Raw genomic sequence first — 24,077 nt, forward strand, 5'->3', positions numbered from 1 at the left:
AATCCTATTTCCGGCCGATGCCGTGGTATTCGATGCCGGCTTGACGCGGCAGTGCCGGCGAGAACATGTTGCGCCCATCAAAGATCACCGGCTCTTTGAGCTTGGTTTTGATCGCATCGAAATCGGGGCTGCGGAACTCCTTCCACTCGGTGACGATGAGCAGCGCGTCGGCACCGTCGACCGCAGCCATCGGCTGATCGACGTACGTCAGGCGCTCGTCGTCGCCGAACACGCGCTGCGCTTCATGCATGGCGACCGGGTCATAGGCGGCTACGGTTGCACCACGGGCAAACAGTTCAGCCACGATGGCACGCGAAGGCGCCTCCCGCATGTCGTCGGTGTTGGGCTTGAAGGCCAGACCCCACAGGGCAAAGCGACGGCCGGCGAGGTTCTCGCCAAAGCGCGCGACGACCTTATCGACCAACACCCGTTTCTGGGTTTCGTTGGCATCTTCGACCGCCTGCAGCACCTTGAGCCCCTGCCCCGCGTCGTTCGCGGTGCGGATCAACGCCTGCACGTCTTTCGGGAAGCACGAACCGCCGTATCCGCAACCGGCATACAGGAAGTGATAACCGATACGAGGGTCGGAGCCGATACCCTGGCGAACCTGCTCGATATCGGCGCCGAGGCGCTCCGCCAGCAAGGCCATCTCGTTCATGAACGAGATCCGGGTCGCGAGCATGGCATTCGCCGCGTACTTGGTCAGCTCGGCCGAACGCACGTCCATGACGATCACGCGCTCGTGGTTGCGCTGGAATGGCGCATACAGCGCGCGCATCAGATGAATGGCCTGTTCGTCTTCCGCGCCGACGATGATGCGATCCGGGCGCATGAAGTCTTCGACCGCGGCGCCCTCCTTGAGGAACTCTGGATTCGACACCACGCTGTACGGCACTTCGACGCCGCGTGCGGCCAGTTCTTCGGCGATGGCGGTGCGCACCTTATCGGCCGTACCGACCGGCACAGTCGATTTGTCGACGATGACCTTGTAGTCGGTCATCGACTTGCCGATGTTGCGCGCTGCAGCCAACACGTATTGCAAGTCCGCCGAGCCGTCTTCGTCCGGCGGCGTACCAACGGCGATGAATTGGATGGTGCCGTGGTCGACGGCGCGCTCGATGCTGGTCGTGAACTTCAGCCGCCCCGCTGCCACATTGCGGCGAACCATTTCGAGCAGCCCCGGTTCGTAGATGGGGATATCTCCGCTTTCCAGGATCTCGATCTTCCGCGGATCGACATCCAGGCACAGCACATCGTTGCCCACTTCCGACAGGCAAGCGCCTGAAACGAGGCCGACATACCCGGTGCCAATGACTGTGATTTTCATGATGCTGTCTTTCGTGTTTGTCGTGACGGCAAACGGCCGGGCCGTCTACATCACTTTTCCAGATCGAATTCTTCCGTGCGGCGCGGCGGATAGGTCTCCCACCCACCGCAGGCCGGGCAACGCCAATAGAACTGGCGCGCCTTGAAGCCGCATTCATTGCAGCGATAGCGGGCGACGCGGCGCGTATGCCCGTGAATCATGCCGCGCACCATTTCAACGTCGTGACGCTTGTCCGGCGGCGCCGTGAGAATGGCCGCTTCAAGCAGCTTGTCCAGGCCGAGGATGGTCGGATTGCGGCGCAGTTCGTCGCGCACCAGCGCGTAGGCAGCTTCGGCGCCCTGTTTCTCGATTTCCCACTGAAAAACAGCTTCCAGCAAATCGAGCGAGGGATATTGCGACAGATACGAACGCAGCAACTGGATGCCTCGCGCCTCATTGTGCGTGCGGCGGAAGGCATCCATCATGCGCTCGGCCACCAAGGCAAGATAGCTCGGATCCAGGCGCTCGATACTCTGCCAGGCTTCGAGAGCGTCGTCGTCGCGCCCTTGGGCAGCGAGAATATCCCCCTGCTGGATTGCGGCACGGACACACTTGCGATTGACAGAGAAAGCGTCCAGCGTGTGTTGCCAAGCCTTGTCGTACTGGCCGCGGCTGAATTCGACGGCAGCCAGTTCGCAATGGAAGTTGGCGACTTCCTGCTCCCACAAATGACTGTCGCGATCAGGCAAACGCTTGGCCGTTTCGATCGCTTCCGTCCAGTTCTTTTCCTGCTGGTAGATTTCCAGCAACGCTTTGAGCGCCACCTGCTGGCGAGGCGTATCGCGAAGCTGACGATAGATGTTCTCGGCGCGGTCCAGCAGCCCCGCCTTGAGGAAGTCCTGCCCCAACTCATCGAGGGCCTGCAGACGCTGTTCTTCGGTCAGATCCTCGCGATCGATGAGGCTTTGGTGAATGCGGATCGCACGATCCACTTCTCCGCGCCGGCGAAACAGGCTGCCCAGAGCAAAATGCAGCTCGATCGTCTGTGGATCGATCTGCACCGCCTCCAGAAACGCGTCGATTGCCTTGTCCGGCTGCTCGTTGAGGAGAAAATTCAGACCCGTTAAAGTTGAACGCGGCAAGGTCGACGATTCGCGTACCAGATGCTTGATATCGATACGCGCTGCCAGCCAGCCAAGCAGAAAAAACAGCGGCCAGGAAAGCAGCCACCACAGCTCAAAGTCCATAGATTTTTCAGAATGCTTCGGGAATGTCCGCACTGACCGTGCGAGGACGATTGGTGGTTGATTCGGTCACCGACGCTCGGCGCAGGCGACGAATCTCACGACGCTGCGAAAACAGCGTCGCCACGGTGGCAGTGGCGCCCAACAGGACACCACCCGCAAACATGACCAGCATGACAACGATGAGCGGAACCATCCACTCACTGCCAAAGAAAACGCGCACGGCCACCACGCTGTCATTCTTGATGGCGAATGCCAGCAGCAGCAGGAACAGCACGATACGGAAGATCCAGACGATCAATTTCATAACGCGCGATTATCCTTCATTCGGGCGCCGCTTCAAACTCGCCCATCGGAAAGATGCCCTCAGGGACGTCGCAGCGCAAAAAAAAAAGCGGCCATGGGATGACCGCTTTTACCTATTGCCTTGTGGCGCTTGAATTCAGCGTTGCACGCCGTCCACGCGCTCCCGCAATTCCTTGCCCGCCTTGAAATGCGGAACGTATTTTTCGGGGACCATGACCTTGTCACCCGACTTGGGATTGCGGCCCACACGCGGTGGCCGATAGTTGAGCGCAAAGCTGCCAAACCCGCGGATCTCGATCCGATGGCCGCGCGCAAGGCACGCCGCCATCTCGTCGAGAACGACCTTCACCGCGTAATCAGCATCTTTTACACCCAACTGCGGGAATCGCGCAGTCAGCTGCTCGATGAGCTCCGACTTGGTCATGAGGCGCCGAATTACTGTTGTTGCGCGTTGTTCAGCTTGGCCTTGAGCAGCGCACCCAGGTTGGTGGTGCCGCTCGCAGCGTTGCCAGCATCAGCCGCCAGCTTCGACAGTGCGTCGCTTTGCTCAGCCTGATCCTTGGCCTTCACGGACAGGTTGATCGTGCGCGACTTGCGATCGACGTTGACGATCATCGCTTCGAGCGATTCACCAGCCTTCAGGACGGAGGTCAGGTCTTCGATGCGGTCGCGCGAGAACTCGGAAACGCGCAGGTAGCCTTCAACGTCACCACCCAGGTCGATCACAGCGCCCTTGGCGTCAACCGACTTGACGGAGCCCTTGACCAGGCTGTTCTTGTCGTGGGTTGCCACGTACGAGGTGAACGGATCTCCATCCAGCTGCTTGACGCCCAGCGAAATGCGCTCCTTCTCGACGTCGATGGCCAGCACTACGGCTTCCAGCTCATCGCCCTTCTTGAAGTTGCGGATCGCCTCTTCGCCCGGCAGGGACCACGACAGGTCGGACAGGTGCACCAGACCGTCGATACCACCCGGCAGGCCGATGAACACGCCGAAGTCGGTGATCGACTTGATCGCGCCCTTCACACGGTCGCCCTTCTTGTGGTTCTGGCTGAACTCTTCCCACGGGTTCGGCATGCACTGCTTCATGCCCAGGGAGATACGGCGACGGTCTTCGTCGATTTCCAGGATCATCACTTCGACTTCGTCGCCCAGCTGGACAACCTTGGTCGGGTGGATGTTCTTGTTGGTCCAGTCCATTTCGGACACGTGCACCAGACCTTCGATGCCTTGTTCGACTTCAACGAACGCACCGTAGTCGGTGATGTTGGTGACCTTGCCGAACAGGCGCGTGCCAGACGGGTAACGGCGCGAGATGCCGACCCACGGATCTTCGCCGAGTTGCTTCATGCCCAGCGAGACGCGGTTCTTTTCCTGATCGAACTTGAGCACCTTGGCGGTGACTTCGTCGCCCACGGCCAGCACTTCGGACGGGTGACGGACACGGCGCCAGGCCAGGTCGGTGATGTGCAGAAGGCCATCGATGCCGCCCAGGTCGACGAACGCACCGTAGTCGGTGATGTTCTTGACGATACCCTTGACGACGGTACCTTCCTGCAGGGTTTCGAGCAGCTTCTGGCGCTCTTCGCCCATGGTCACTTCAAGCACGGCGCGACGCGACACGACGACGTTGTTGCGCTTGCGATCCAGCTTGATGACCTTGAATTCGAATTCCTTGCCTTCGTACGGCGTGGTGTCCTTGACCGGACGCATGTCAACGAGCGAACCCGGCAGGAACGCGCGGATGCCGTGGGTCATGACGGTCAGACCGCCCTTGACCTTGCCGGTGACCACACCCTTGACCAGGGTGGATTCGTTCAGTGCCTGATCGAGGAAGTTCCAGGCGGCGATGCGCTTGGCCTTGTCGCGCGACAGACGGGTTTCGCCGAAGCCATCTTCCAGCGCTTCGATGGCGACCTGGACGTAGTCGCCCGGGGTCACTTCGATTTCGCCGCGGTCGTTACGGAATTCGTCGACCGGGATGTAGCTTTCGGATTTCAGACCCGCGTTGACCACCACGAAGTTCTGGTCGATACGGACCACTTCAGCGGTGATGACTTCGCCGGCGCGCATTTCCTGACGCGAAAGGCTTTCTTCGAAGAGCGCGGCAAAGCTTTCCATCGAGTCTTGTTGGAGTTCAGTAGAGGTTGACATAGAAAAGTGATGCATCGGATGCCGTCATGCATCGGCATCGAGGTTAATTGCGCAACAAATGTTGCAATACCTGACGCGGGCACGAACCCGCTCAGACCTGGCGCGACTCCCCGGGATGGTGCAAACGCTGCGTGGCGTGCATGAGGACGAACTGAACTGCTTGTTCGATGCTACGGGCGGTTGTATCCAGCAGAAGCGCGTCTTCGGCTTGCTTCAAGGGCGCAACGGCGCGGGACATGTCACGCGCATCACGTTCTCGGAGGTCAGCCGAAAGACGCTCAATGTTAGCCGACATTCCCTTGTCGATCAACTGCTTATATCGCCTCTCCGCCCGCGCCTCGACGCTCGCCGTGAGGAATATCTTGAGGAACGCATCGGGAAACACGACGGACGCCATGTCTCGTCCATCGGCCACCAATCCGGGGGCCTGCCGGAAGTCGCGCTGGCGTTGCAGCAGCGCTTCGCGCACGTCGGGCAAGGAAGCCAAGCGCGAGGCCGCGTTGCCGGTTTCCTCTCGACGCAGATCCTCGGTGACCTCGCCACCATCGAGCATGACGCGACTGCCCGGCAGGAAACGGATATCGAGCGCGGCCGCCAACCGGCACAGCGCCGGGCCGTCGTCGACAGCCACGCCGCGCGTCAGCGCAGCCCAGGCCAACACGCGGTAAATCGCGCCTGAATCAAGCAAATGCCAGCCGAGCGCTTCGGCAACGAGGGCGGCGACCGTCCCCTTGCCGGACGCGGTAGGCCCGTCGATGGCAATGACCGGGGCTTGCTGCATCATCGGAATTCCTTGTTGTTTCAATAGGCTGCAAGCACCGGCCGGCCACATGCAAAAGGCCGGTCAAACTGACCGGCCTTGTTTTTCGCCTCGTAGAAGGCTGCCTTGGGTGTTGCGCTGCGCAAGTATACGTCCAACCAGGCAACGCGCGAACCCGGGCATCAGTTACTGTGGGACACCGTCAGCGAGTATAACTTGGCGATTGCGCTGCCGCCCGTGGGCGAGTTGTCCTGCACGTAATTACCGGCCTTGAAGTAGTACTTCAGATTCTTCCAGCCGGCGTCCTTGCCGACAAAATCCACGCTGCGCGTGTCGCCGTTCACGGTGACAAAGGCGACCCCGTCGGTCACGCGGATCTCCATCGTGTACAGGTCGCCCAGCCTGATGCCAGTAAAGTAATTATGGACATCCGAGCCGGTGCCGTCGGAATTCTGTTTGACCTGCATGTCAAGCTGCCCATCCTGGAATACGGCCTTGACCAGCGGCGGAGCGTTGGTGCCGTCGTCCATGATGCCGTGGATCTGCGCCACGATGATTTTGCCGCTCGACGGTAACTGCACTGTCTTGCCCGAGAGCTTCATGACGTGCGTACCCTGCCAGCCCCAATTGACCTTGGAGTTGCCCGGATCGAGCATTTCACGCAGTTCCGAACGCGGATAGCTGCTGTTGGCGGTTGTCCCCCCAGTGGTGGGCGCCCAGAACGTCATGGCGCCATCCGTATCGGTATAGAAATACTGACTGGTATAGCCCGCGCCGAGGTTGGCCGAGGAGATTTCGGTCGTCGCCGCGTCCGGCAACTGGAGCTTCCAGTGGCTCAGGTCGAAGTTCTTGCCGGGAGCCGCGCTCGGATCAAGTGATGCCGCGGACGATTGGCTGCTCGACGACGATCCGGCACTGCTTGAAGCTGCGCTGCTCGACGAACCTGCGCTACTGGATGTGCTACTCGACTGAGCGCTGGAAGCCGCCGACGACTTCGAACTCGAGCTACTGGACGCGGGCGAACCGTTATCGCTCCCGCCCCCCCCGCCGCATGCAGCCAACGTCACACATAACGCTACCGCGTACCACCCGCACTGCTTTTCCACGACCCATCCCCTCGCATCTCGTTATATGGCATCCGCCATGCGGCGCCGATGCAACGATACACAGCGCCTCCGACTGCCGCGAGGGGGTGTTTTTGGAAAAAAACGGAAATTTCGAAGATGCGCGGCGCCCATGTATTGCCGGGGCGCCGCGCCGGGATTACATCGACTCGAGAACGTCGATTCCGAGCAGACCGAGGCCGGTCTTGAGGGTATTGGCCGTCAGGCGACAGAGTTGCAGCCGGCTCGCTTGGGTAGCCCCCTCGCTCTTGAGCACCGGACAGGTCTCGTAGAAACGCATGAACTGCCCGGCCAGTTCGTACAGATAAGCACAGAGGAAGTGCGGCGATGCTTCGCGCGCCACGGCATGGACCGTATCGGCGAACCGTGCCAGCTCCAGGGCCAGCATGCGTTCAGCCGGCTCATTCAGTACGATCGCCGCGGCAGCATCCCACTGCCCTGCCTTGCGAAACACGCTGCTGATCCGCGCATAGGCATATTGCAGATACGGCGCCGTGTTGCCCTGCATGGCCAGCATGGTGTCCCAGTCAAAGGTGTAATCGCTGGTGCGATTCTTCGACAGATCAGCGTATTTCACCGCGCCGATGCCAACTGCGTGGGCGATCTTGCGGCGCTCGTCCTCGGGCAGATCGGCGTTCAATTCGCTCACCAGAGCGAAAGCACGCTCATCTGCTTCGACCAGCAGATCGGCCAGCTTGACCGTGCCGCCGCTGCGGGTCTTGAAGGGTTTGCCGTCATCACCCAGCATCACGCCGAAACCAACGTGCTGCAACTGCACGGCGTCGGACGCATAACCTGCCTTGCGGCAGACCGTGAACAACTGCTGGAAGTGCAGACCCTGACGCGCATCCACCACATACAACACGCGGTCTGCGTGGAGTGTGCCGACGCGGTAGCGCACCGCTGCAAGGTCGGTCGTCGCGTAGAGATAGCCGCCATCCTGCTTGCGCACGATATAGGCCTGCGGCTGCCCTTCCTTGTTCTTGAACTCCTCGAGGAAGACGACCTGCGCGCCATCGCTTTCCACTGCCAGCCCCTTGGCCTGCAGATCGGCGACCACGACCGGCAGATCGTCGTTGTAGGCACTCTCGCCGCGCACGTCAGCACGTGTCAGACCGACGCCGAGCCTTTCGTAGACCGCTTCGCAGTGATGAAGCGATACATCGAGGAAGCGCCTCCACAGCGCGTTGACCTCGGTGTCCCCGCCCTGCAGCTTGACCACGTATTCACGGGACTTCTCCGCAAATGCGGGGTCTTCGTCGAAACGTTGCTTGGCATTGCGGTAGAAGCCTTCCAGATCCGACAAGGCCAGCTCCGCATCGCCTGCCGCCGAGGTCTCGATCATGTATGCCGTGAGCATGCCGAACTGCGTACCCCAGTCGCCGACGTGGTTCTGGGCGATGACGTCGTGCCCCAGGAAGCGCAATACGCGCGCGATCGCGTCGCCGATGATGGTCGAGCGCAGGTGGCCGACGTGCATTTCCTTGGCAAGGTTGGGCGACGAATAGTCGACCACCACATGCTGGCGCGCGGGATGCGGCACAGCGAGATCCGCACGCGACAACGCGGTGTTCGCGCGCTCGGCCAGGAATTCCGGCGACAAGGTGATGTTGATGAAGCCGGGGCCTGCGATATCAACCTTGCTGGCGATGCCAGCCAGATCAAGCTTGTCGATCACAGATTGCGCCAGTTCGCGCGGATTCATCTTGCGCGCCTTGGCTGCCGCCATGACGCCATTGGCCTGGTAGTCGCCAAATTCCGGGCGCGCCGCCGGTTGCACGATGGCGGCCGCGCCTTCGCAACCGGCTGCCGCCAGAGCCGCGCTCACGCGCGTGTCGATCAGTTCGAGAAGAGTCTGGGTCATTGTTGTGATTCCAGGGCAAATGTATCGTCGCCGCCGGCGCCGCACATCGGGGCCCACGTCCGCCGCCCCTGCCCGCAAATATGAAAAGCGCTACTTCGTTACCGACGCGAAAACGTCGAAATATTCAGGAAAGGTCTTCGCCGTGCAGCGGGGATCGTTGATCCGCACCGGCACACCGCCGAGCGCCACCAACGAGAAGCACATCGCCATGCGGTGATCGTCGTAGGTGTCGATGGCTGCGTTGGGCGTGAGCTTTTCCGGCGCCGTCACGCGCAACCAATCGTCGCCCTCTTCCACCGCCGCGCCAACCTTGCGCAACTCGTTCGCCATGGCCGCGATGCGGTCGGTTTCCTTTACGCGCCAACTACCAATGTTGGTCAAACGGCACGGGCCGTCGCAGAACAGGGCCGCTACGGCCAAGGTCATCGCAGCGTCAGGAATGTGATTGAAGTCCATGTCGAATGCGCGCAGCTTGCCGCCCTCGGGCAGGCGCGCTTCGATCCAGTTGTCGCCCAGGTCGATCTGCGCACCAATGGCCGACAACGCCTGCGCAAACTGCACGTCGCCCTGAATGCTGTCGCGTCCCACGCCCTCCACACGCACGGGGCCTCCGCCAATGGCGCCAGCCGCAAGGAAGTACGACGCAGAAGAGGCATCCCCTTCAACGTAGACCACGCCCGGAGACCGATACGATGCGCTGCCCGGCACGATGAAGCGCTGCCAGCCTTCGCGACGCACGACGACCCCGAATTGCGCCATCAGCTTGAGCGTGATGTCGATATAAGGCTTGGAAATGAGCTCGCCGACGACTTCGATGGTGGTTTCCACGCCGGTGGTTGGAAGCGCCATGAGGAGCGCTGTCAGGAACTGGCTCGAGACATTGCCTTTGACCTTGACCACACCGCCCGCAACGATGCTGGCAGGCTTGATCTCCAGCGGCGGAAAGCCTTCGCTGCCCAGGTACCTGACATCGGCGCCGAGCTGGCGCAAAGCGTCGACCAGGTCGCCGATCGGACGCTCATGCATGCGCGGCACGCCAGACAAGCGGTAATGACCGTTGGCCAGAGCGAGTGCGGCGGTCAAAGGCCGGAATGCCGTGCCGGCATTGCCGAGAAAGAGATCAGCGGCCTTCACCGGGAAGGCGTCGGCGCCGCCGATGCCAGTGACCTCATAGCTGCGCTCACCGGTCTTGGTCCAGGCGACGCCCAGTGCACGCAACGCCTCGAGCATGCGGTCGGTGTCGTCCGAGGACAGTAGATCTTCAATGCGCGTTGTGCCGCTGGCCAGCGCTGCCAGCAATAGCGTGCGATTCGAAATACTCTTGGAGCCTGGCAGGCGAACGCTGCCTTGCGCGCGACTCAGCGGGGGAAGGTCGATATATTCCATCGTGTTCATGTCTTGGTTCGGGGTTCGCAGGCCAAGGCCCGCTCAACCACGGCGTTCGCCCCACGCCGTGCGGGCTTCGCGTGCGCAGGCAAAGATTTTCTCCAGGCCCGCACCGTCCCCTGCGTCGAGCAGTTCGCGCAGGCGGGCGAGTTCGGCCACGTAGGCATCGAGTTCTTTGAGCAGTGCCATTCGATTGGCTACGCAGATGTCGCGCCACATCTCCGGATGACTCCCCGCAATGCGGGTGAAGTCGCGAAAACCCGAGGCGGCGTAGTCGAAAAGCTGCTCCGCATTCGGGCGACGCGCAAGATCGTCCACCAACCCGAAGGCCAGTAGATGCGGCAAATGGCTTACGGCGGCGAACACGCCGTCGTGTTCGGCGGGCGTCATCTGGTGCAATTCCGCACCACAAGCCGCCCAGGCTGCGCGAACCGCCTCTATCGCGTGTGGAGCGTTCTGCTCCAGCGGCGTCACCACTACCTTGCGGTGGCGGAACAGATCCACGCGAGCCGCCGAGGGGCCGCTCTTCTCTGCGCCCGCGATCGGATGCGACGGCACCACATTGGCGAGCCGACTCCCGAAGTACCGGTAAATCGCGTCGACCACATCACTCTTGGTACTACCCGCATCCGTGACGATGGTATGCGGCTCAAGGTGCGGAGCCGCAGCCGCCATGACGTTCTCCATCTGGCCGACGGGCATCGCCAGCAAGAGGAAATCCGCCCCGCGCAGCGCGGACGCCCAGTCCACCGAAGCTTCGTCGATGATGCCGAGCGCCAGCGCTTCGTCCAGCGTTTCCTTGCGCCGGCCGACGCCCACGATGTGGCGCGCCACGCCGGCCGCCTTCAACGCCAGTGCGAATGAACCACCAATCAGACCTACGCCGGCGACGACAACGCGATCGAAAACCACGTCAGCCTTTCTTGAGAATGGTCGCCAACGCTTCGAGGAAGCGCGCGTTTTCCGCTGGCGTGCCAATCGTCACGCGTATCCACTGCGGCATGCTGGGAATGGCGCGCACAATCACGCCCACGCGCAACAACCCCTGGAACACGGCCATGCCGTCTCCGACATTGATGGTGAGGAAGTTGGCCGAAGACGGGATGACTTCCAGCCCGAGCTTTGCCACGCCCTCTTCGATCTGGCGCATGCCTTCCTGGTTGACGCGGTAACTCTCTTCGAGGAAAGCGACGTCATCGATGGCAGCCTCGGCCGCAGCCAACGCCACGCTGTTAGCGTTGAACGGGGCGCGCACGCGGTTGAACAGGTCGGCGACCGCCGGATTGGCGACCGCGTAGCCGATACGCAGGCCAGCGAGCCCGTAAATCTTGGAGAAGGTCCGCAGCACGACCAGATTCGGGAAGCGCGTCATCCACGCCAGTGCATTGAAGCGCTGCTCGGGGCGCATGTATTCGTTGTATGCCTCGTCGAGCACCACCACGATGTCTCGCGGGCATTGCTCCAGAAAGGCTTCGATCTCGCCCGGCGACAGGTAGGTGCCGGTCGGGTTGTTCGGATTGGCGATGAACACCAGGCGCGTATCGCGGCGGATCGCTGCCGCCATGGCCGCCAGATCATGCCCATATGCCTTGGCGGGCACTTCGATGCGCTCGGCGCCAGCGGCAAGCGTGGCGATCGAGTACACCGCGAAACTGTGCTGCGAATATACGGCGGAAGAACCCGGGCCGAGGAAGGCGCGCGCCGCCAGATCGAGCAGATCGTTGGACCCGTTGCCCAGCACCAGTTGATCCATCTTCACGCCGTACTTGCGGCACAGCGCCTGCTTGAGCGCGAAACCATTGCTGTCCGGGTATCGCCCCAGGTCGGCGAGCGCGGCCTGCGCGGCCACTTGCGCCTTGGGGCTCATGCCCAGCGGGTTCTCGTTCGATGCAAGCTTGACGATGCTCGCCTCTTCCAGGCCCAGCTCGCGGGCCAGTTCAGAGGTCGGCTTGCCGGCGACATACGGAGAAATCGCGCGGATATACTCCGGCGCGCGATCAGCAGCACTCATGGTCAACTCCAGGGGTAAGACTCGGCTAAATGGCGGCCGCCGGGTAAGAGCCCAGCACCTTCAGAAAACCCGCACTCGCGCGCAATGCGTCGAGCGACCGGGCCACCTGCGGATCGGCGCGGTGGCCTTCAACATCGATATAGAACACGTATTCCCACAGCCCCGTGCGCGACGGACGCGACTCGAACTTCGTCATGCTCACTCCTTCGTCGGCGAACGACTGCAGGAGGTGGCATACCGAGCCAGGGCGATTCGGCGCCGAACACACGAGTGAGGTCTTGTCGCGGCCCGACGGCTCGGCATCGTGCTTGCCGATGACGAGGAAACGCGTGGTGTTACTGGCGTCGTCCTCGATGTTCGCCGCCAGGATGTTCAAGCCATAGTGCGCCGCCGCGGTCGCGCCAGCGATGGCGGCGGATTCCACGTCCTCCGACGCCAGTCTCGCCGCCTCGGCATTGCTGGAAACGGCCAGGCGCTCCACGCCCGGCGCGTTGCGCGTCAGCCAATCCGTGCATTGACCGAGCGACTGGGCGTGCGAATACACCCGCTTGACACCGGCGATGCTGTCGGCGCGCGACATGAAGTTATGGCGCACGCGCAGTCCGACTTCGCCGGACACCTGCACGTTGCCAGCCAACAGCAAGTCGAGCGTACGACCGACCGCGCCTTCGGTCGAATTCTCGACCGGCACGACGCCGTACTCCACCGCGCCGGCTTCGACGGCATGGAAGACTTCGTCAATGCTCTGTTGCGGCAGCATCTGCGGCGCGCTGCCGAAATGCTTGGCGGTGGCGGCTTCCGAATAGGTGCCTTGCGGGCCAAGGTAGGCCACTTTCAGCGGCTGTTCGAGCGCCAGACTCCACGACATGATTTCGCGGAAGATGCGTTGAACAGCCTCGTCGGAGAATGGCCCGGGATTCTTTTCGGCCATGGCGCGCATTACCTGCGCCTCGCGCTCGGCACGATACAGCGGGCCTTCTTTGAGCGAGCCGATCTGGCGGGCGCATTCGCCTCGCTGCGACAGGCGTTCGAGGATTTCGACGTCGAGCCGATTGATCTCGGCGCGCAATCTTGCGAGTTCGTCGCTCACGACATCAGCCTCGTTCGCGCTCGAACTCGCCCAGGTATTGCACGAGCGCTTCAACGCCCTGCACGGGCATGGCGTTGTAGATCGAAGCGCGCATGCCGCCGACCGACTTGTGGCCCTTGAGCTGCAGCAGACCGCGCGCCTTGGCACCGGCCAGGAAGGCGTCGTTCAGTCGCTCGTCCGTGAGGAAGAACGGTACGTTCATGTACGAACGGCAGTCGCGACGCACGTGGTTCACATACAGTTCGCTATTGTCGATGGCCTCGTACAGCATCTCGGCCTTCTCGCCATTACGGGCGTGCATAGCGGCCACACCGCCTTCGCTGCGGATCCACTGGAAGACAAGCCCTGCGATGTAGATCGCATACGTAGGGGGCGTGTTGTACATCGACTCGTTCGCAGCGACGGTCTTGTAGGTAAAGGCCGAAGGGCACAGCGCATGGGCCTGATCGAGCAGATCCTCGCGCACGATGACGATCGTCAGTCCGGCCGGGCCGATGTTCTTTTGTGCGCCGGCGTAGATCAGCCCGAACTTGCTCACGTCGATAGGCCGCGACAGGATGTGCGATGACATATCGACCGCCAGCGGCACTTCCGGAGCCCCGAGCCTGCCCATATCGGGCCAGTCGTGGAACTCGACACCGTCGATGGTTTCGTTGCCGCACAAATGCAGATATGCGGCGTCCCGACGCAGCCTCCACGATGCCGGATCGGGAATCGAGGTATAGCGGCCCTGTGTTGCCGAGGGGTCGAAGCTCGACGCTGCGACGCTCACGTCGCCATAACGGCGCGTCTCGGCAATGGTCTTGGTCGACCACGACCCCGTTTCGACAAAATCGACCTTGGGATTCTTGCCCAACAGATTCAGTGGGACGATGGCGTTTTCGGCAATCGCCCCGCCCTGCATGAACAGCACCTTGTAGTTGTCGGGCACAGCCAGCAGATGGCGCAGATCGGCGTGCGCCTTGTTGATGATTGACGTGAACTCGGGGCCACGGTGACTCATCTCCATGACCGACATGCCGCTGCCGTGCCAGTCGAGCATTTCTGCTGCCGCCTGCTGAAGAACGGTCTCAGGCAGCACGGCCGGGCCGGCCGAAAAATTGAATGCGCGACTCATTGACTGCTTCCTTCTTGTGCTTTCGATGACTTACTTGCTGGCGGATTTATTGCAGAACTTCGGCGTTTTGTCGGTGCACAGGCGCGCATCGACGATGTCGGCGAACACCGGCGACGATGCGGCCTTGCTCAGGACTGCGGGCAGTTGTTCGGCCATGCGCCCCATGACCTGTTGCGACGTCTGCGCCATGAAGGCGGGCTGGATCTCGCGCAACTTGGCGGCCACCGGCATCTTCTGGAAGGCCAGGATTTGGCGCAATTCGGCTTCAGTGAAGTTCTGCTCGTACCACCCCTGGAACGCGGTGGCCATGTCCTTGGCCGGATCAAGGCGCACATACATATCGCGCAGCCCCTTGTCGAACTCGGGCAGCATGCGCTTGCGATAATCGTCCACCAACGCAGGTTTTTCGGCTACGAGCTTGGCTTTCTCGTCGGGCGTCAGATTGCGCACCTTGGTAAAGGCTTCGATCGATTCATCGACCATGCGCGGCATGAGCTGGGCCACCTGGGCCGTCATGGCGCGCGACACGTCGTTGAGCATGCGTTGCGTGGTCTCCTTGGGCAGCGAGACGGCGATGATTTCCTTGGCCAGCGCCGCCTTGGCGGGACTGGGCGACGGCGTTGCCGCCGCGCCGCCTTGGGCGAAGGCCGGGCCTGCCACAAAACACGTCACGGCGATCGCCGCGATGCTGCCTGCAAGGGTTTTACGCATCATTGCTCTCCGTTGTCTGCAGAACCTGCTTCGCCCTCCGCGCCATCGATGTCGGCGTCGTCGGACTCGATGATTTTTTCGATGCTCGACAGCTTGGCGCCATCGTCCAGGTTGATCAGCGTGACGCCCTGCGTCGAACGGCCCAGTTCGCGGATGTCCTTCACCGGCGTGCGGATCAGCACACCGTTGTCGGAAATCAGCATGACTTGGTCGGTCGGATCGACGAGCACCGCGCCCACCAGTTTGCCGTTACGTTCGGAAGCCTGGATGGCGATCATGCCCTTCGTGCCCCGGCCATGCAGCGTGTATTCGCCGATCGGCGTACGCTTGCCAAAGCCATTCTCGGTGGCGGTCAGCACGCTTTGGTATTCGCCGTTCGCGACCAGCATCGACAGTACGCTCTGACCGTCTTCCAGCATCATGCCGCGCACACCGCGCGCGGTCCGGCCCATCGGGCGCACATCGCTTTCACGGAAACGCACCGCCTTGCCCGCATCGGAGAACAACATGACGTCGTACTCGCCGTCGGTGATCGCCACGCCAATGAGGTAGTCCCCCTCATCCAGCGCGACGGCGATGATGCCGGCCTTGCGCGGGTTCGAGAAATCCGTCAGCGGAGTCTTCTTCACGGTGCCCTGCGAGGTCGCCATGAAGATGAAGTGCCCTTCGTCGAACTCCTTGACCGGCAACACGGTGGTGATCTTCTCGTTCTCCATCAGCGGGAAGAGATTCACGATCGGCTTGCCGCGCGAGTTACGGTTGCCCTCAGGGACTTCGAACACCTTCAGCCAGTACAGGCGACCGCGGTTGGAGAAGCACAGGATGTGGTCGTGCGTGTTGGCCACGAAGAGCTGATCGACGAAATCGTCATCCTTCACCGCTGCGGCCTGCTTGCCGCGCCCGCCACGACGCTGCGCACGGTAATCGGCCAGGGGCTGACGCTTGAAGTAACCGGTATGCGACAGCGTCACAACCATGTCTTCGGGCGCGATGAGGTCTTCGATGTTGATGTCGGCCGTGTTCATCACCACTTCGGAGCGGCGCGGATCACCGAATTGATCGCGAATGGCGCGAAGTTCATCCGAAATGATCTGGGTGATGCGTTCCGGGCGGGCAAGGATGTCGAGCAGGTCGGTGATGACGTCCATCACTTCACGGTACTCGGCGACGATCTTGTCCTGCTCCATGTTGGTGAGGCGCTGCAACTGCATCTCGAGAATGCGTTGCGCCTGAACGTCCGACAGGCGATAGCCCTGTGCGGACAATCCATATTCGGGCAACAGACCTTCCGGACGATAGGAGTCGGCAATCGCGCGCGCGAGCATTTCTTCGACCAGCGGCGAACGCCACACGCGGTCCATCAACTCGCGCTTGGCTTCGGACGGCGTCGGCGCAGCCTTGATCAGCGCGATGATTTCGTCAACGTTCGACAGCGCGACCGCCAGGCCTTCCAGCACGTGACCGCGTTCGCGGGCCTTGCGCAGCTCGAAGATCGTCCGACGGGTGATGACTTCGCGGCGATGCGCCAGGAAACATTCGAGCATGTCCTTCAGATTGAGCAGGCGGGGCTTGCCATCGACCAGCGCCACCATGTTCATGCCGAAGGTATCCTGCATCTGGGTCTGCTTGAACAGGTTGTTCAGCACGACCTCGGGCATTTCGTTGCGTTTGAGCTCAATGACGACGCGCATGCCCGACTTGTCGGATTCATCGCGCAGATCCGAAATGCCCTCGATGCGCTTGTCCTGCACCAACTCGGCAATCTTCTCGAGCAGGCTGCGCTTGTTCACCTGGTACGGCAGCTCATCGATGATGATCGATTGCCGATTACCCTTTTCGAGATCTTCAAAGTGCGTGCGGGCACGCATGATCACGCGACCGCGACCGGTGCGATAACCCTCGTGTGCGCCCGAAAGACCGTAGATCAAACCCGCGGTCGGGAAGTCCGGTGCCGGTACCAGCTTGATCAGCTCATCGACCGTCGTCTCGGGATTCGACAGAATGGCCAGGCAAGCCTCGACCACTTCGCCCAGGTTATGGGGCGGAATGTTGGTCGCCAGACCCACGGCAATGCCCGAACTACCATTGATGAGCAGGTTCGGAATGCGCGCGGGCAGGATCAGCGGCTCTTTTTCGGACGCATCGTAGTTAGGCCCGAAATCGACGGTTTCCTTGTCGATATCGGCCAGCATTTCGTGTGCGATGCGCGCCAGGCGAATTTCGGTGTAACGCATGGCCGCGGCTTCGTCGCCGTCGACCGAACCAAAGTTACCCTGCCCATCCACCAACATGTAGCGCAGGGAGAAGTCCTGTGCCATGCGGACGATGGTGTTGTAGGCTGCCTGATCGCCGTGTGGGTGGTACTTACCGATGACGTCGCCGACGATACGCGCTGACTTCTTGTAGGCACGATTCCAGTCGTTGTTGAGCTCGTGCATTGCAAAGAGCACACGACGGTGAACCGGCTTTAGACCATCCCGCACGTCTGGCAGCGCCCGCCCCACGATCACGCTCATGGCGTAATCGAGGTACGAGCGGCGCATTTCGTCTTCGAGACTGATCGGCAGCGTTTCCTTGGCGAATGAGTTCATATGTCCGCTTAGGCAGCAAGTGGCGCAATAAAAGTGCGAAATTGTAACATGCTGACAAGTTCAACCCGTTTGCCCTGAACTCGGCGCGACAACACACACCTCCCGGATGACGACACCTCGACACGAAGACTTCATTATCGAAGCCCGCTGGATGGTCCCCATCGAACCGGCGGGCATCATCCTCGAAAATCACGCGATCTTCATTCAAAAAGGCCGCATCGCCGACATCTTTGCCATCGACATCGGCAGAGCCCGCCACCCCGACATGGCGCGCGTCCAACTCCCGCATCACGTGCTCATGCCAGGACTGGTCAACACCCATGCCCATACGGCCATGAGCCTCCTGCGGGGAATCGCCGACGATCTGCCGCTCATGCGCTGGCTGCGCGAAGCGATCTGGCCACGCGAAAGCAAGCACGTCTCAGACTCGTTCGTATATGAAGGGACTCTGCTCGGCGGCGCCGAAATGCTTCGCGGCGGAATCACCTGCGTCAATGACCTCTACTTCTACCCCGACGCGAGCGCGCGTGCCTATGACGCACTTGGCATGCGCGCGCAAGTTGGCATGACGGTCATCGATTTCCCAACGCCGTATGCGTCCGACGTCGACGACTACCTCCGTAAGGGATTGGCCGCACGCGACGCATGGGTAGACAGTTCGCGAATTGGTTTTTTCTTTGCGCCACACGCTCCATATACGGTGAGCGACGCCAGCCTGGAGCGCATTCGGGATCTGGCCGAGCAACTCGATGCCAACATACATATTCATTTGCATGAAACGGCGAACGAAATTTCCGATGCCATTCAGCGTGACGGAATACGCCCATTAGCCCGTTTGCAGGCATTAGGATTGCTTGGCCCGAACCTGAGCATCGCCCACGCGGTGCATATGACCGATAACGAACTGCGCACACTCGCCGACGCGCGCGTCGGCGTGGCACACAATCCGACCTCGAACATGAAACTTGCGAGCGGCATCGCTCCGGTTGCACGCATGGTCGCGACAGGCATTCATGTTGGCCTGGGCACGGACGGCGCAGCGAGCAACAATCGGCTCGACATGTTCCAGGAGATGCGACACGCGGCACTGTTGGCAAAGGTCAGCACGGGGGATGCCGCCGTCCTGCCGGCTCACCAGGTGCTCCGCATGGCAACGCTCGACGGAGCACACATACTTGGCCTCCAGGATCAAATTGGATCGATAGAAATTGGAAAATTCGCCGATCTTTGCGCTATCTCGGTGAACAATGCGTTTCACCAGCCATACTTCGACCCCGCCTCGCACCTGATCTACGTTGTCGGGCGCGAGGAAGTCACCGATGTGTGGGTCGACGGCATACGTCGTGTACAAGATGGAACGCTGTTGCATCCACACAACAAAGAATTGATGCGAATTTCAGGCATGTGGCAAAATTCTTTGAAAGCCTGACTAGCTCATGCCAAAAATCAATCAGGCATTGGGCGTTACGCCTGGCCATAGCAAATTGGCATGTTTGGGGTATATTGCCATTCGCTGTGGCTTTAATCCGCAAGTGCTGTTTCAGGACAGCCTTAAGGATTTGGGGGGCTCACAAGCGGGATCGAGCTATCCTTTTGTTCGCAATCAGCCTTGCTACGAGGAGAATATGAAAAAAAGTCACAAACTGCTGCTTACGGCGTTGATCGCCTCTGCGGGTTTCGCTGCCAACGCCTACGCCCAAACCAAGGACGTCGTCGTTGACACCAAGAGCGGCACCGTCCCCTATCTGATCGACTCGCGTGGCGTGCTGGTTCGTAGCGGCACCGGTCTGTGCTGGCGCACGGGCTACTGGTCCAAGGAACTGGCCCAGTCCGTGAAGACCGTCGGCGGCGACAACCTGCCGGTCGGCTGCTTCTGCGACAAGGATCTGCTGCCCAAGGACGTGTGCGAACCGCCGAAGGTTGCTGCTCCGGCACCCGCTCCGGCCCCGGCACCCGCTCCGGCCCCGGCACCCGCTCCGAGCAACGAAAAGGTCACGATCCCGGCCGATACGCTGTTCGAATTCGACAAGGCTGACATCACCCCGGCAGGCAAGGAACGCCTGGGCGCCTTCGCCGAACGCGTGAAGCAACTGAACATCGAAGTCGTGATCGCCGTCGGCCACGCTGACCGCATTGGTTCCGACGCATACAACCAGAAGCTGTCCGAGAAGCGTGCTGCTTCCGTGAAGGACTTCCTGGTTGGTCAAGGCATCGAAGCCAACCGCGTCTACACCGAAGGCAAGGGCGAATCGCAGCCGGTGACCGGCGACAGCTGCAAGAACAAGGGCGCTGAAAACCGTCACAACAAGAAGCTGATCGACTGCCTGGCTCCGGATCGTCGCGTGGAACTGGAAGCCGTCGGTACGACCAAGAAGTAATTACGGCTCAGGCTGTAATACAAAAAAGCCCTGCTTCGGCAGGGCTTTTTTTGTTTTTGCGCGGCCAATGAACGCATCTTGTCCACGTGAATCATCGCTGGATGCGAGTAGCTTTTCGTGTTTTCATTTGCCCTCCCCTCGCAAACAAATCAGAGACCCGATAATGGAAACCATTAATGCCGATGCCGCAGAGCTGGCCAAATTCGGCGAGCTTGCGCACCGCTGGTGGGACCGCGAATCCGAGTTCAAACCTCTGCACGAAATCAATCCGCTGCGCCTTGAATGGATTGAATCCGGTTGTGGGGGCCTCGCGGACAAGCGCGTCATCGACATCGGTTGCGGCGGAGGCATCCTGTCCGAAAGCATGGCAGCCAAAGGCGCACACGTGACCGGCATCGATCTGTCGGACAAAGCTCTCGGCGTGGCACGCCTGCATCTCTACGAGAGCGGACAGCAAGTCGAATATGTCAAGATTGCAGCGGAACAGATGGCTACACAACGCGCCGGCCAGTATGACGTCGTCACGTGCATGGAAATGCTCGAACACGTACCCGAGCCAGAGAGCGTCATCCGCGCGTGCGCAGCACTGGTCAAGCCCGGAGGTTGCGTGTTTTTCTCAACGCTCAATCGCAACCCCAAGTCTTATCTGCTCGCGATCGTGGGCGCCGAATACGTGCTGAACATGCTTCCGCGTGGTACTCATGACTACGCACGCTTCATCAAACCCTCTGAACTTGCTCGAGCGGCACGGCAAGCGGGGCTCGAAACGAACGAACTGATCGGCATGACCTACAACCCGATCAGCCGAGTTTATGCGCTCGGCAAAGACGCGGACGTCAATTACCTCGTGCGTTGCACGCGGAGCGCCTGAGCATGATACGGGCGGTGCTGTTTGACCTTGACGGCACGCTTGCCGACACGGCCCCCGATCTGGGAGGGGCTCTGAATCGCGTGCTGACAGCGCACGGGCGCGATGCCATCCCGCTGCACGCGCTGCGTCCATTTACATCCCAAGGAGTTCGCGGCCTGCTACGCGCGGGGTTTGGTATCGGGCAGGACTCGCCTGACTACACAAGTCTGGCCGATGAAGTTCTGCAGCAATACCAGGCGCACATTTGCGATGAGACGCGTCTGTTCCAAGGCATGGACCAGTTGCTCGATGAACTCGAGGCTCGCGGCCTGCGCTGGGGAATCGTGACCAACAAGCATGCCCGCTTCACGACACCGTTGATCGACGCATTAGGCTTGGGCAAACGGGCTGCCTGCATCGTGAGCGGCGACACCACGGCCCGGGCCAAGCCTGCGCCCGACTCTCTGCTTTTTGCTGCGCGTGCTATTGAGATTTCCGCCGACGCCTGCATCTACGTTGGAGACGACAAACGTGACATCGTGGCTGCGCAATCGGCTGCGATGCTGCCTGTCGCTGCGCAGTGGGGGTATCTGGGTGTCGACGATCCCATCGAAACCTGGGGCGCAAGTCACATCCTGCAACACCCGCTGCAAGTGTTGGACTGCCTTGGCGCTGCCGGGTAGAATGGAAACACTGTCGGTTCGTTACCGATAGTCTGCAATTGGGGACGACCTGGCTTCGACGGGGGTCGCAAAGCAGCTTGGTGCATACCGAGGACCAGTTCCCTCGTAAATCTACTGGAAATTTATACTCGCCAACGACGAGCAATTCGCTCTGGCCGCTTAAGGCCTAAGCCGCTGCACTGATTGGTCTCTGGGTCAGATCGGGCAACCGATAGCAGCGTCATTCACAGGGACTCGTGCCGCTTCGGGTTACTTGGAGCGGAGCTAAAACCAAGGTGACTCGCTGCAGGTCGGCCTGCCTATCGGCTAAGCCTGTGGTTAAATCCAAATAGTTAGGCTAAGTATGTAGATCCGGTTGTGGAGGGCTTTCGGACGCGGGTTCGACTCCCGCCGTCTCCACCAAATATTTGCTTTATAATCAAAGCGTTAAAAAACGGTCAGCGTGAGCTGACCTTTTTTTTTTCGGCTTATCAAAGCAGTTCCACGCGCGGGCAGCCGGCGGCGCCTGCGCTATGATTTCGCATTCTCGAGGCGCCGCCTCTGCTGGATTCAGATATTTCCGAGTGCCTTTGGACCGGGAAGCATCCTCTTTCAGCCCCAGCGCACAGACATCTGTTCGCGGGGATATTCATTTGCAGGTCTGCCGTGCTCAAGTTCTTCGAAAATCTCATCCATCCCTATCCCGATGCCGTACCTGGTCCAGCGCCCAAGACCTTGTTCGGCTTTCTGTGGGCGTGCTCAGACGGGCTGCGCCGCCACATTTTCGTGATGGCGACCCTCACTGCGGTGATGGGCATTTTCGAGGCGGCGCTTTTCGGCATACTCGGCAAGATGGTGGATTGGCTCGCACACGTAGAGCCTGGGCGCCTGTGGGAACAGCACGGCAGCATGCTGGTTGTGATGGGTGCGGTGCTGCTTGCCAGCCCGATCGTCGTCGCGCTGCAATCGATGCTCAAACAGCAAACGCTGGCGGGCAACTTTCCGATGCTGTTGCGCTGGAACTTCCATCGCCTGATGCTCGGCCAGAGCATGAGTTTCTATCAGGACGAATTCGCAGGCCGCGTGTCGACCAAGGTGATGCAGACCGCGCTGGCGACGCGCGACACAATACTGACCGTCACCGACATCATGCTGTTCGTAGCCATCTATTTCGTCTCGATGGCGCTGGTAGCGGCAGATTTCAGCCTGAGCCTGCTCTGGCCATTCCTCGTGTGGCTCGCGCTCTACGTCGCGTCGCTCCGGTATTTCATCCCGCGCCTGGCTCGCGTTTCGAAGGCGCAGGCCGATGCTCGCGCCTTGATGACGGGACGCATCACTGACGCCTACACCAACATCGCAACAGTCAAGCTGTTTTCGCACGGGCACCGAGAAGCCTCGTACGTGCGCGCCGCGATGCAGGAATTCATGACAACCGTGCACGGCCAGATGCGCCTGGTCACGGGTATCGAGATCGTCAACCAGACGCTCAACATGCTGCTGGTCGTCATTACGGCCGGCGTCTCGCTCAAGCTGTGGGCCGACAACGTCGTAGGCGTGGGGGCCGTGGCGGCGGCGACAGCCATGGCGCTACGCCTCAATGGATTCTCGCATTGGGTGATGTGGGAAACCGCGCGCCTGTTCGAGAACATCGGCACCGTGCAGGACGGCATCAATACGCTCACGCAACCGCTGCGTGTCACCGACGCGGCAGACGCCAAACCGTTGGCTGTCACGCATGGTGAAGTGCGTTTCGATCACGTGAGTTTCTCGTACGGCGGCCCGCGCAAGATCATTGACGACCTTTCGCTCGTGGTTCGCCCGGGGGAAAAGATCGGTCTGGTCGGTCGTTCCGGCGCTGGCAAATCGACGATCGTCAATCTGCTGCTGCGCTTCTACGATGTCGAAGCTGGCCGCATCCTGATCGACGGACAGGATATTTCGAAGGTCACGCAAGAGAGCCTGCGCGCGCAGATAGGCATGGTCACGCAGGACACCTCCCTGCTCCACCGCTCAGTGCGCGACAACATCCTGTACGGTCGCCCCGATGCAGGCGATGCCGCCATGGAGGCTGCCGCGCGGCGAGCCGAGGCGCACGAGTTCGTAGGCACCCTGACCGACCCAACGGGCCGCACGGGGTACGACGCCCACGTGGGCGAACGCGGCGTCAAGCTCTCGGGCGGCCAGCGCCAGCGTATTGCCATTGCGCGCGTCATGCTCAAGGACGCACCGATCCTGCTGCTGGACGAAGCTACCAGCGCGCTCGACTCCGAGGTCGAAGCCGCGATCCAGGGTAGTCTCTATCGGCTCATGGAAGGCAAGACGGTGATCGCGATCGCGCACCGCCTGTCGACGATTGCAGCCATGGATCGTTTGATCGTGCTTGACGAAGGTCGCGTCGTTGAACAGGGAGACCACCGCAGCCTGCTTGCTGCAGGCGGCATCTACGCGCGCCTGTGGGCGCATCAGAGCGGCGGTTTCCTCGGCGAAGAAGCCGATGACGAAACCGCCGAAGCAATGGCGTGA

The 24,077-nt window shown here is 61.0% G+C and carries 20 protein-coding genes, 1 other RNA gene and 1 pseudogene; 7 read left to right on the forward strand and 15 right to left on the reverse strand.

All coding sequences use genetic code 11. The features are described from left to right. Positions 1-4: 4 nt before the first annotated feature. From ACDA63_RS00475 to ACDA63_RS00505, 7 genes are all read right to left on the reverse strand, one after another. The gene (locus ACDA63_RS00475; protein ID WP_373661190.1) at positions 5-1,327 is read right to left on the reverse strand and encodes a UDP-glucose/GDP-mannose dehydrogenase family protein; all 1,323 of its coding nucleotides are present in this window, start codon (positions 1,325-1,327) and stop codon (positions 5-7) included. A gap of 50 nt (positions 1,328-1,377) precedes the next feature. Continuing rightward, positions 1,378-2,553, reverse strand: coding sequence for a lipopolysaccharide assembly protein LapB (lapB, locus tag ACDA63_RS00480; RefSeq protein ID WP_373661191.1), 1,176 nt, complete (start codon positions 2,551-2,553; stop codon positions 1,378-1,380). A gap of 7 nt (positions 2,554-2,560) precedes the next feature. After that, positions 2,561-2,857 (reverse strand): lipopolysaccharide assembly protein LapA domain-containing protein, encoded by a 297-nt coding sequence (locus ACDA63_RS00485; protein ID WP_373661192.1) that lies wholly within the window; start codon positions 2,855-2,857, stop codon positions 2,561-2,563. Between the two features lie 135 nt (positions 2,858-2,992). Then, positions 2,993-3,280 (reverse strand): integration host factor subunit beta, encoded by a 288-nt coding sequence (locus ACDA63_RS00490; RefSeq protein WP_373661193.1) that lies wholly within the window; start codon positions 3,278-3,280, stop codon positions 2,993-2,995. A gap of 11 nt (positions 3,281-3,291) precedes the next feature. After that, a complete protein-coding gene (rpsA, locus tag ACDA63_RS00495; RefSeq protein WP_373661194.1) occupies positions 3,292-5,010 on the reverse strand; it encodes a 30S ribosomal protein S1 in 1,719 nt (572 codons plus the stop codon). Positions 5,011-5,101: 91 nt separating this feature from the next. Next, the gene (gene cmk, locus ACDA63_RS00500; protein ID WP_373661195.1) at positions 5,102-5,842 is read right to left on the reverse strand and encodes a (d)CMP kinase; all 741 of its coding nucleotides are present in this window, start codon (positions 5,840-5,842) and stop codon (positions 5,102-5,104) included. A gap of 110 nt (positions 5,843-5,952) precedes the next feature. After that, complete coding sequence (locus ACDA63_RS00505) at positions 5,953-6,588, reverse strand: polysaccharide lyase family 7 protein (protein WP_373661196.1); 636 nt, start codon at positions 6,586-6,588, stop codon at positions 5,953-5,955. Here ACDA63_RS00505 and ACDA63_RS00510 point away from each other — a divergent pair. Next, positions 6,551-6,742, forward strand: coding sequence for a hypothetical protein (locus tag ACDA63_RS00510; RefSeq protein ID WP_373661382.1), 192 nt, complete (start codon positions 6,551-6,553; stop codon positions 6,740-6,742). The genes ACDA63_RS00505 and ACDA63_RS00510 overlap by 38 nt on opposite strands. 291 nt (positions 6,743-7,033) lie before the next feature. Here ACDA63_RS00510 and argS read toward each other — a convergent pair whose 3' ends face one another. The 8 genes and pseudogenes from argS to gyrA all read right to left on the reverse strand — a co-directional run bounded on the left by argS (position 7,034) and on the right by gyrA (position 17,664). Further along, the gene (gene argS / locus ACDA63_RS00515) at positions 7,034-8,758 is read right to left on the reverse strand and encodes an arginine--tRNA ligase (protein ID WP_373661197.1); all 1,725 of its coding nucleotides are present in this window, start codon (positions 8,756-8,758) and stop codon (positions 7,034-7,036) included. Positions 8,759-8,851: 93 nt separating this feature from the next. Then, a pseudogene (gene aroA / locus ACDA63_RS00520) lies at positions 8,852-10,144 on the reverse strand (3-phosphoshikimate 1-carboxyvinyltransferase); the annotation flags it as partial. Positions 10,145-10,186: 42 nt separating this feature from the next. After that, positions 10,187-11,056, reverse strand: a complete 870-nt coding sequence (locus ACDA63_RS00525; RefSeq protein ID WP_373661198.1) for a prephenate dehydrogenase — start codon at positions 11,054-11,056, stop codon at positions 10,187-10,189. 1 nt (position 11,057) lies between these two features. Then, a complete protein-coding gene (hisC, locus tag ACDA63_RS00530; RefSeq protein ID WP_373661199.1) occupies positions 11,058-12,155 on the reverse strand; it encodes a histidinol-phosphate transaminase in 1,098 nt (365 codons plus the stop codon). Between the two features lie 25 nt (positions 12,156-12,180). Beyond that, a complete protein-coding gene (gene pheA / locus ACDA63_RS00535; protein WP_373661200.1) occupies positions 12,181-13,245 on the reverse strand; it encodes a prephenate dehydratase in 1,065 nt (354 codons plus the stop codon). Positions 13,246-13,249: 4 nt separating this feature from the next. Further along, positions 13,250-14,362 carry a 3-phosphoserine/phosphohydroxythreonine transaminase gene (gene serC, locus ACDA63_RS00540; RefSeq protein ID WP_373661201.1) on the reverse strand — a complete coding sequence of 371 codons (1,113 nt, stop codon included), beginning with the start codon at positions 14,360-14,362 and terminating at the stop codon, positions 13,250-13,252. A 30-nt stretch (positions 14,363-14,392) separates the two neighbouring features. After that, positions 14,393-15,076, reverse strand: a complete 684-nt coding sequence (locus ACDA63_RS00545) for a DUF2059 domain-containing protein (protein WP_373661202.1) — start codon at positions 15,074-15,076, stop codon at positions 14,393-14,395. Then, entirely contained in the window at positions 15,073-17,664 is a 2,592-nt protein-coding gene (gene gyrA, locus ACDA63_RS00550) for a DNA gyrase subunit A (protein WP_373661203.1), read from the reverse strand. The genes ACDA63_RS00545 and gyrA overlap by 4 nt, the downstream gene beginning before the upstream one ends. Positions 17,665-17,770: 106 nt before the next feature. Here gyrA and ACDA63_RS00555 point away from each other — a divergent pair, with 106 nt between their 5' ends. The 6 genes from ACDA63_RS00555 to ACDA63_RS00580 all read left to right on the forward strand — a co-directional run bounded on the left by ACDA63_RS00555 (position 17,771) and on the right by ACDA63_RS00580 (position 24,077). After that, on the forward strand, positions 17,771-19,093 hold the full coding sequence (locus ACDA63_RS00555) for a TRZ/ATZ family hydrolase (RefSeq protein ID WP_373661204.1): 1,323 nt from the start codon (positions 17,771-17,773) through the stop codon (positions 19,091-19,093). Between the two features lie 196 nt (positions 19,094-19,289). Beyond that, positions 19,290-20,042: an OmpA family protein gene (locus tag ACDA63_RS00560; RefSeq protein ID WP_373661205.1), complete on the forward strand. Its 753-nt coding sequence runs from the start codon at positions 19,290-19,292 to the stop codon at positions 20,040-20,042. Positions 20,043-20,205: 163 nt separating this feature from the next. Further along, entirely contained in the window at positions 20,206-20,913 is a 708-nt protein-coding gene (gene ubiG / locus ACDA63_RS00565; RefSeq protein WP_373661377.1) for a bifunctional 2-polyprenyl-6-hydroxyphenol methylase/3-demethylubiquinol 3-O-methyltransferase UbiG, read from the forward strand. Between the two features lie 2 nt (positions 20,914-20,915). Next, positions 20,916-21,575 (forward strand): HAD family hydrolase, encoded by a 660-nt coding sequence (locus ACDA63_RS00570; protein ID WP_373661206.1) that lies wholly within the window; start codon positions 20,916-20,918, stop codon positions 21,573-21,575. A 40-nt stretch (positions 21,576-21,615) separates the two neighbouring features. Beyond that, positions 21,616-21,977, forward strand: a transfer-messenger RNA (tmRNA) gene (gene ssrA, locus ACDA63_RS00575). A 243-nt stretch (positions 21,978-22,220) separates the two neighbouring features. Continuing rightward, positions 22,221-24,077: an ABC transporter ATP-binding protein gene (locus tag ACDA63_RS00580; RefSeq protein WP_373661207.1), complete on the forward strand. Its 1,857-nt coding sequence runs from the start codon at positions 22,221-22,223 to the stop codon at positions 24,075-24,077.

Origin of the sequence: Uliginosibacterium sp. sgz301328, assembly GCF_041807905.1 — a bacterium.
Lineage (GTDB): Bacteria > Pseudomonadota > Gammaproteobacteria > Burkholderiales > Rhodocyclaceae > JBGVSA01.

Coding starts and splice junctions, on each gene's coding strand:
- ACDA63_RS00490 (WP_373661193.1), bottom strand. CDS start 3,280: ATGACCAAGTCGGAGCTCATCGAGCAGCTGACTGCGCGATTCCCGCAG.
- ACDA63_RS00485 (WP_373661192.1), bottom strand. CDS start 2,857: ATGAAATTGATCGTCTGGATCTTCCGTATCGTGCTGTTCCTGCTGCTG.
- ubiG (WP_373661377.1), top strand. CDS start 20,206: ATGGAAACCATTAATGCCGATGCCGCAGAGCTGGCCAAATTCGGCGAG.
- rpsA (WP_373661194.1), bottom strand. CDS start 5,010: ATGTCAACCTCTACTGAACTCCAACAAGACTCGATGGAAAGCTTTGCC.
- lapB (WP_373661191.1), bottom strand. CDS start 2,553: ATGGACTTTGAGCTGTGGTGGCTGCTTTCCTGGCCGCTGTTTTTTCTG.
- gyrA (WP_373661203.1), bottom strand. CDS start 17,664: ATGAACTCATTCGCCAAGGAAACGCTGCCGATCAGTCTCGAAGACGAA.
- ACDA63_RS00545 (WP_373661202.1), bottom strand. CDS start 15,076: ATGATGCGTAAAACCCTTGCAGGCAGCATCGCGGCGATCGCCGTGACG.
- serC (WP_373661201.1), bottom strand. CDS start 14,362: ATGAGTCGCGCATTCAATTTTTCGGCCGGCCCGGCCGTGCTGCCTGAG.
- ACDA63_RS00560 (WP_373661205.1), top strand. CDS start 19,290: ATGAAAAAAAGTCACAAACTGCTGCTTACGGCGTTGATCGCCTCTGCG.
- ACDA63_RS00475 (WP_373661190.1), bottom strand. CDS start 1,327: ATGAAAATCACAGTCATTGGCACCGGGTATGTCGGCCTCGTTTCAGGC.
- argS (WP_373661197.1), bottom strand. CDS start 8,758: ATGACCCAGACTCTTCTCGAACTGATCGACACGCGCGTGAGCGCGGCT.
- cmk (WP_373661195.1), bottom strand. CDS start 5,842: ATGTGGCCGGCCGGTGCTTGCAGCCTATTGAAACAACAAGGAATTCCG.
- ACDA63_RS00555 (WP_373661204.1), top strand. CDS start 17,771: ATGACGACACCTCGACACGAAGACTTCATTATCGAAGCCCGCTGGATG.
- ACDA63_RS00570 (WP_373661206.1), top strand. CDS start 20,916: ATGATACGGGCGGTGCTGTTTGACCTTGACGGCACGCTTGCCGACACG.
- hisC (WP_373661199.1), bottom strand. CDS start 12,155: ATGAGTGCTGCTGATCGCGCGCCGGAGTATATCCGCGCGATTTCTCCG.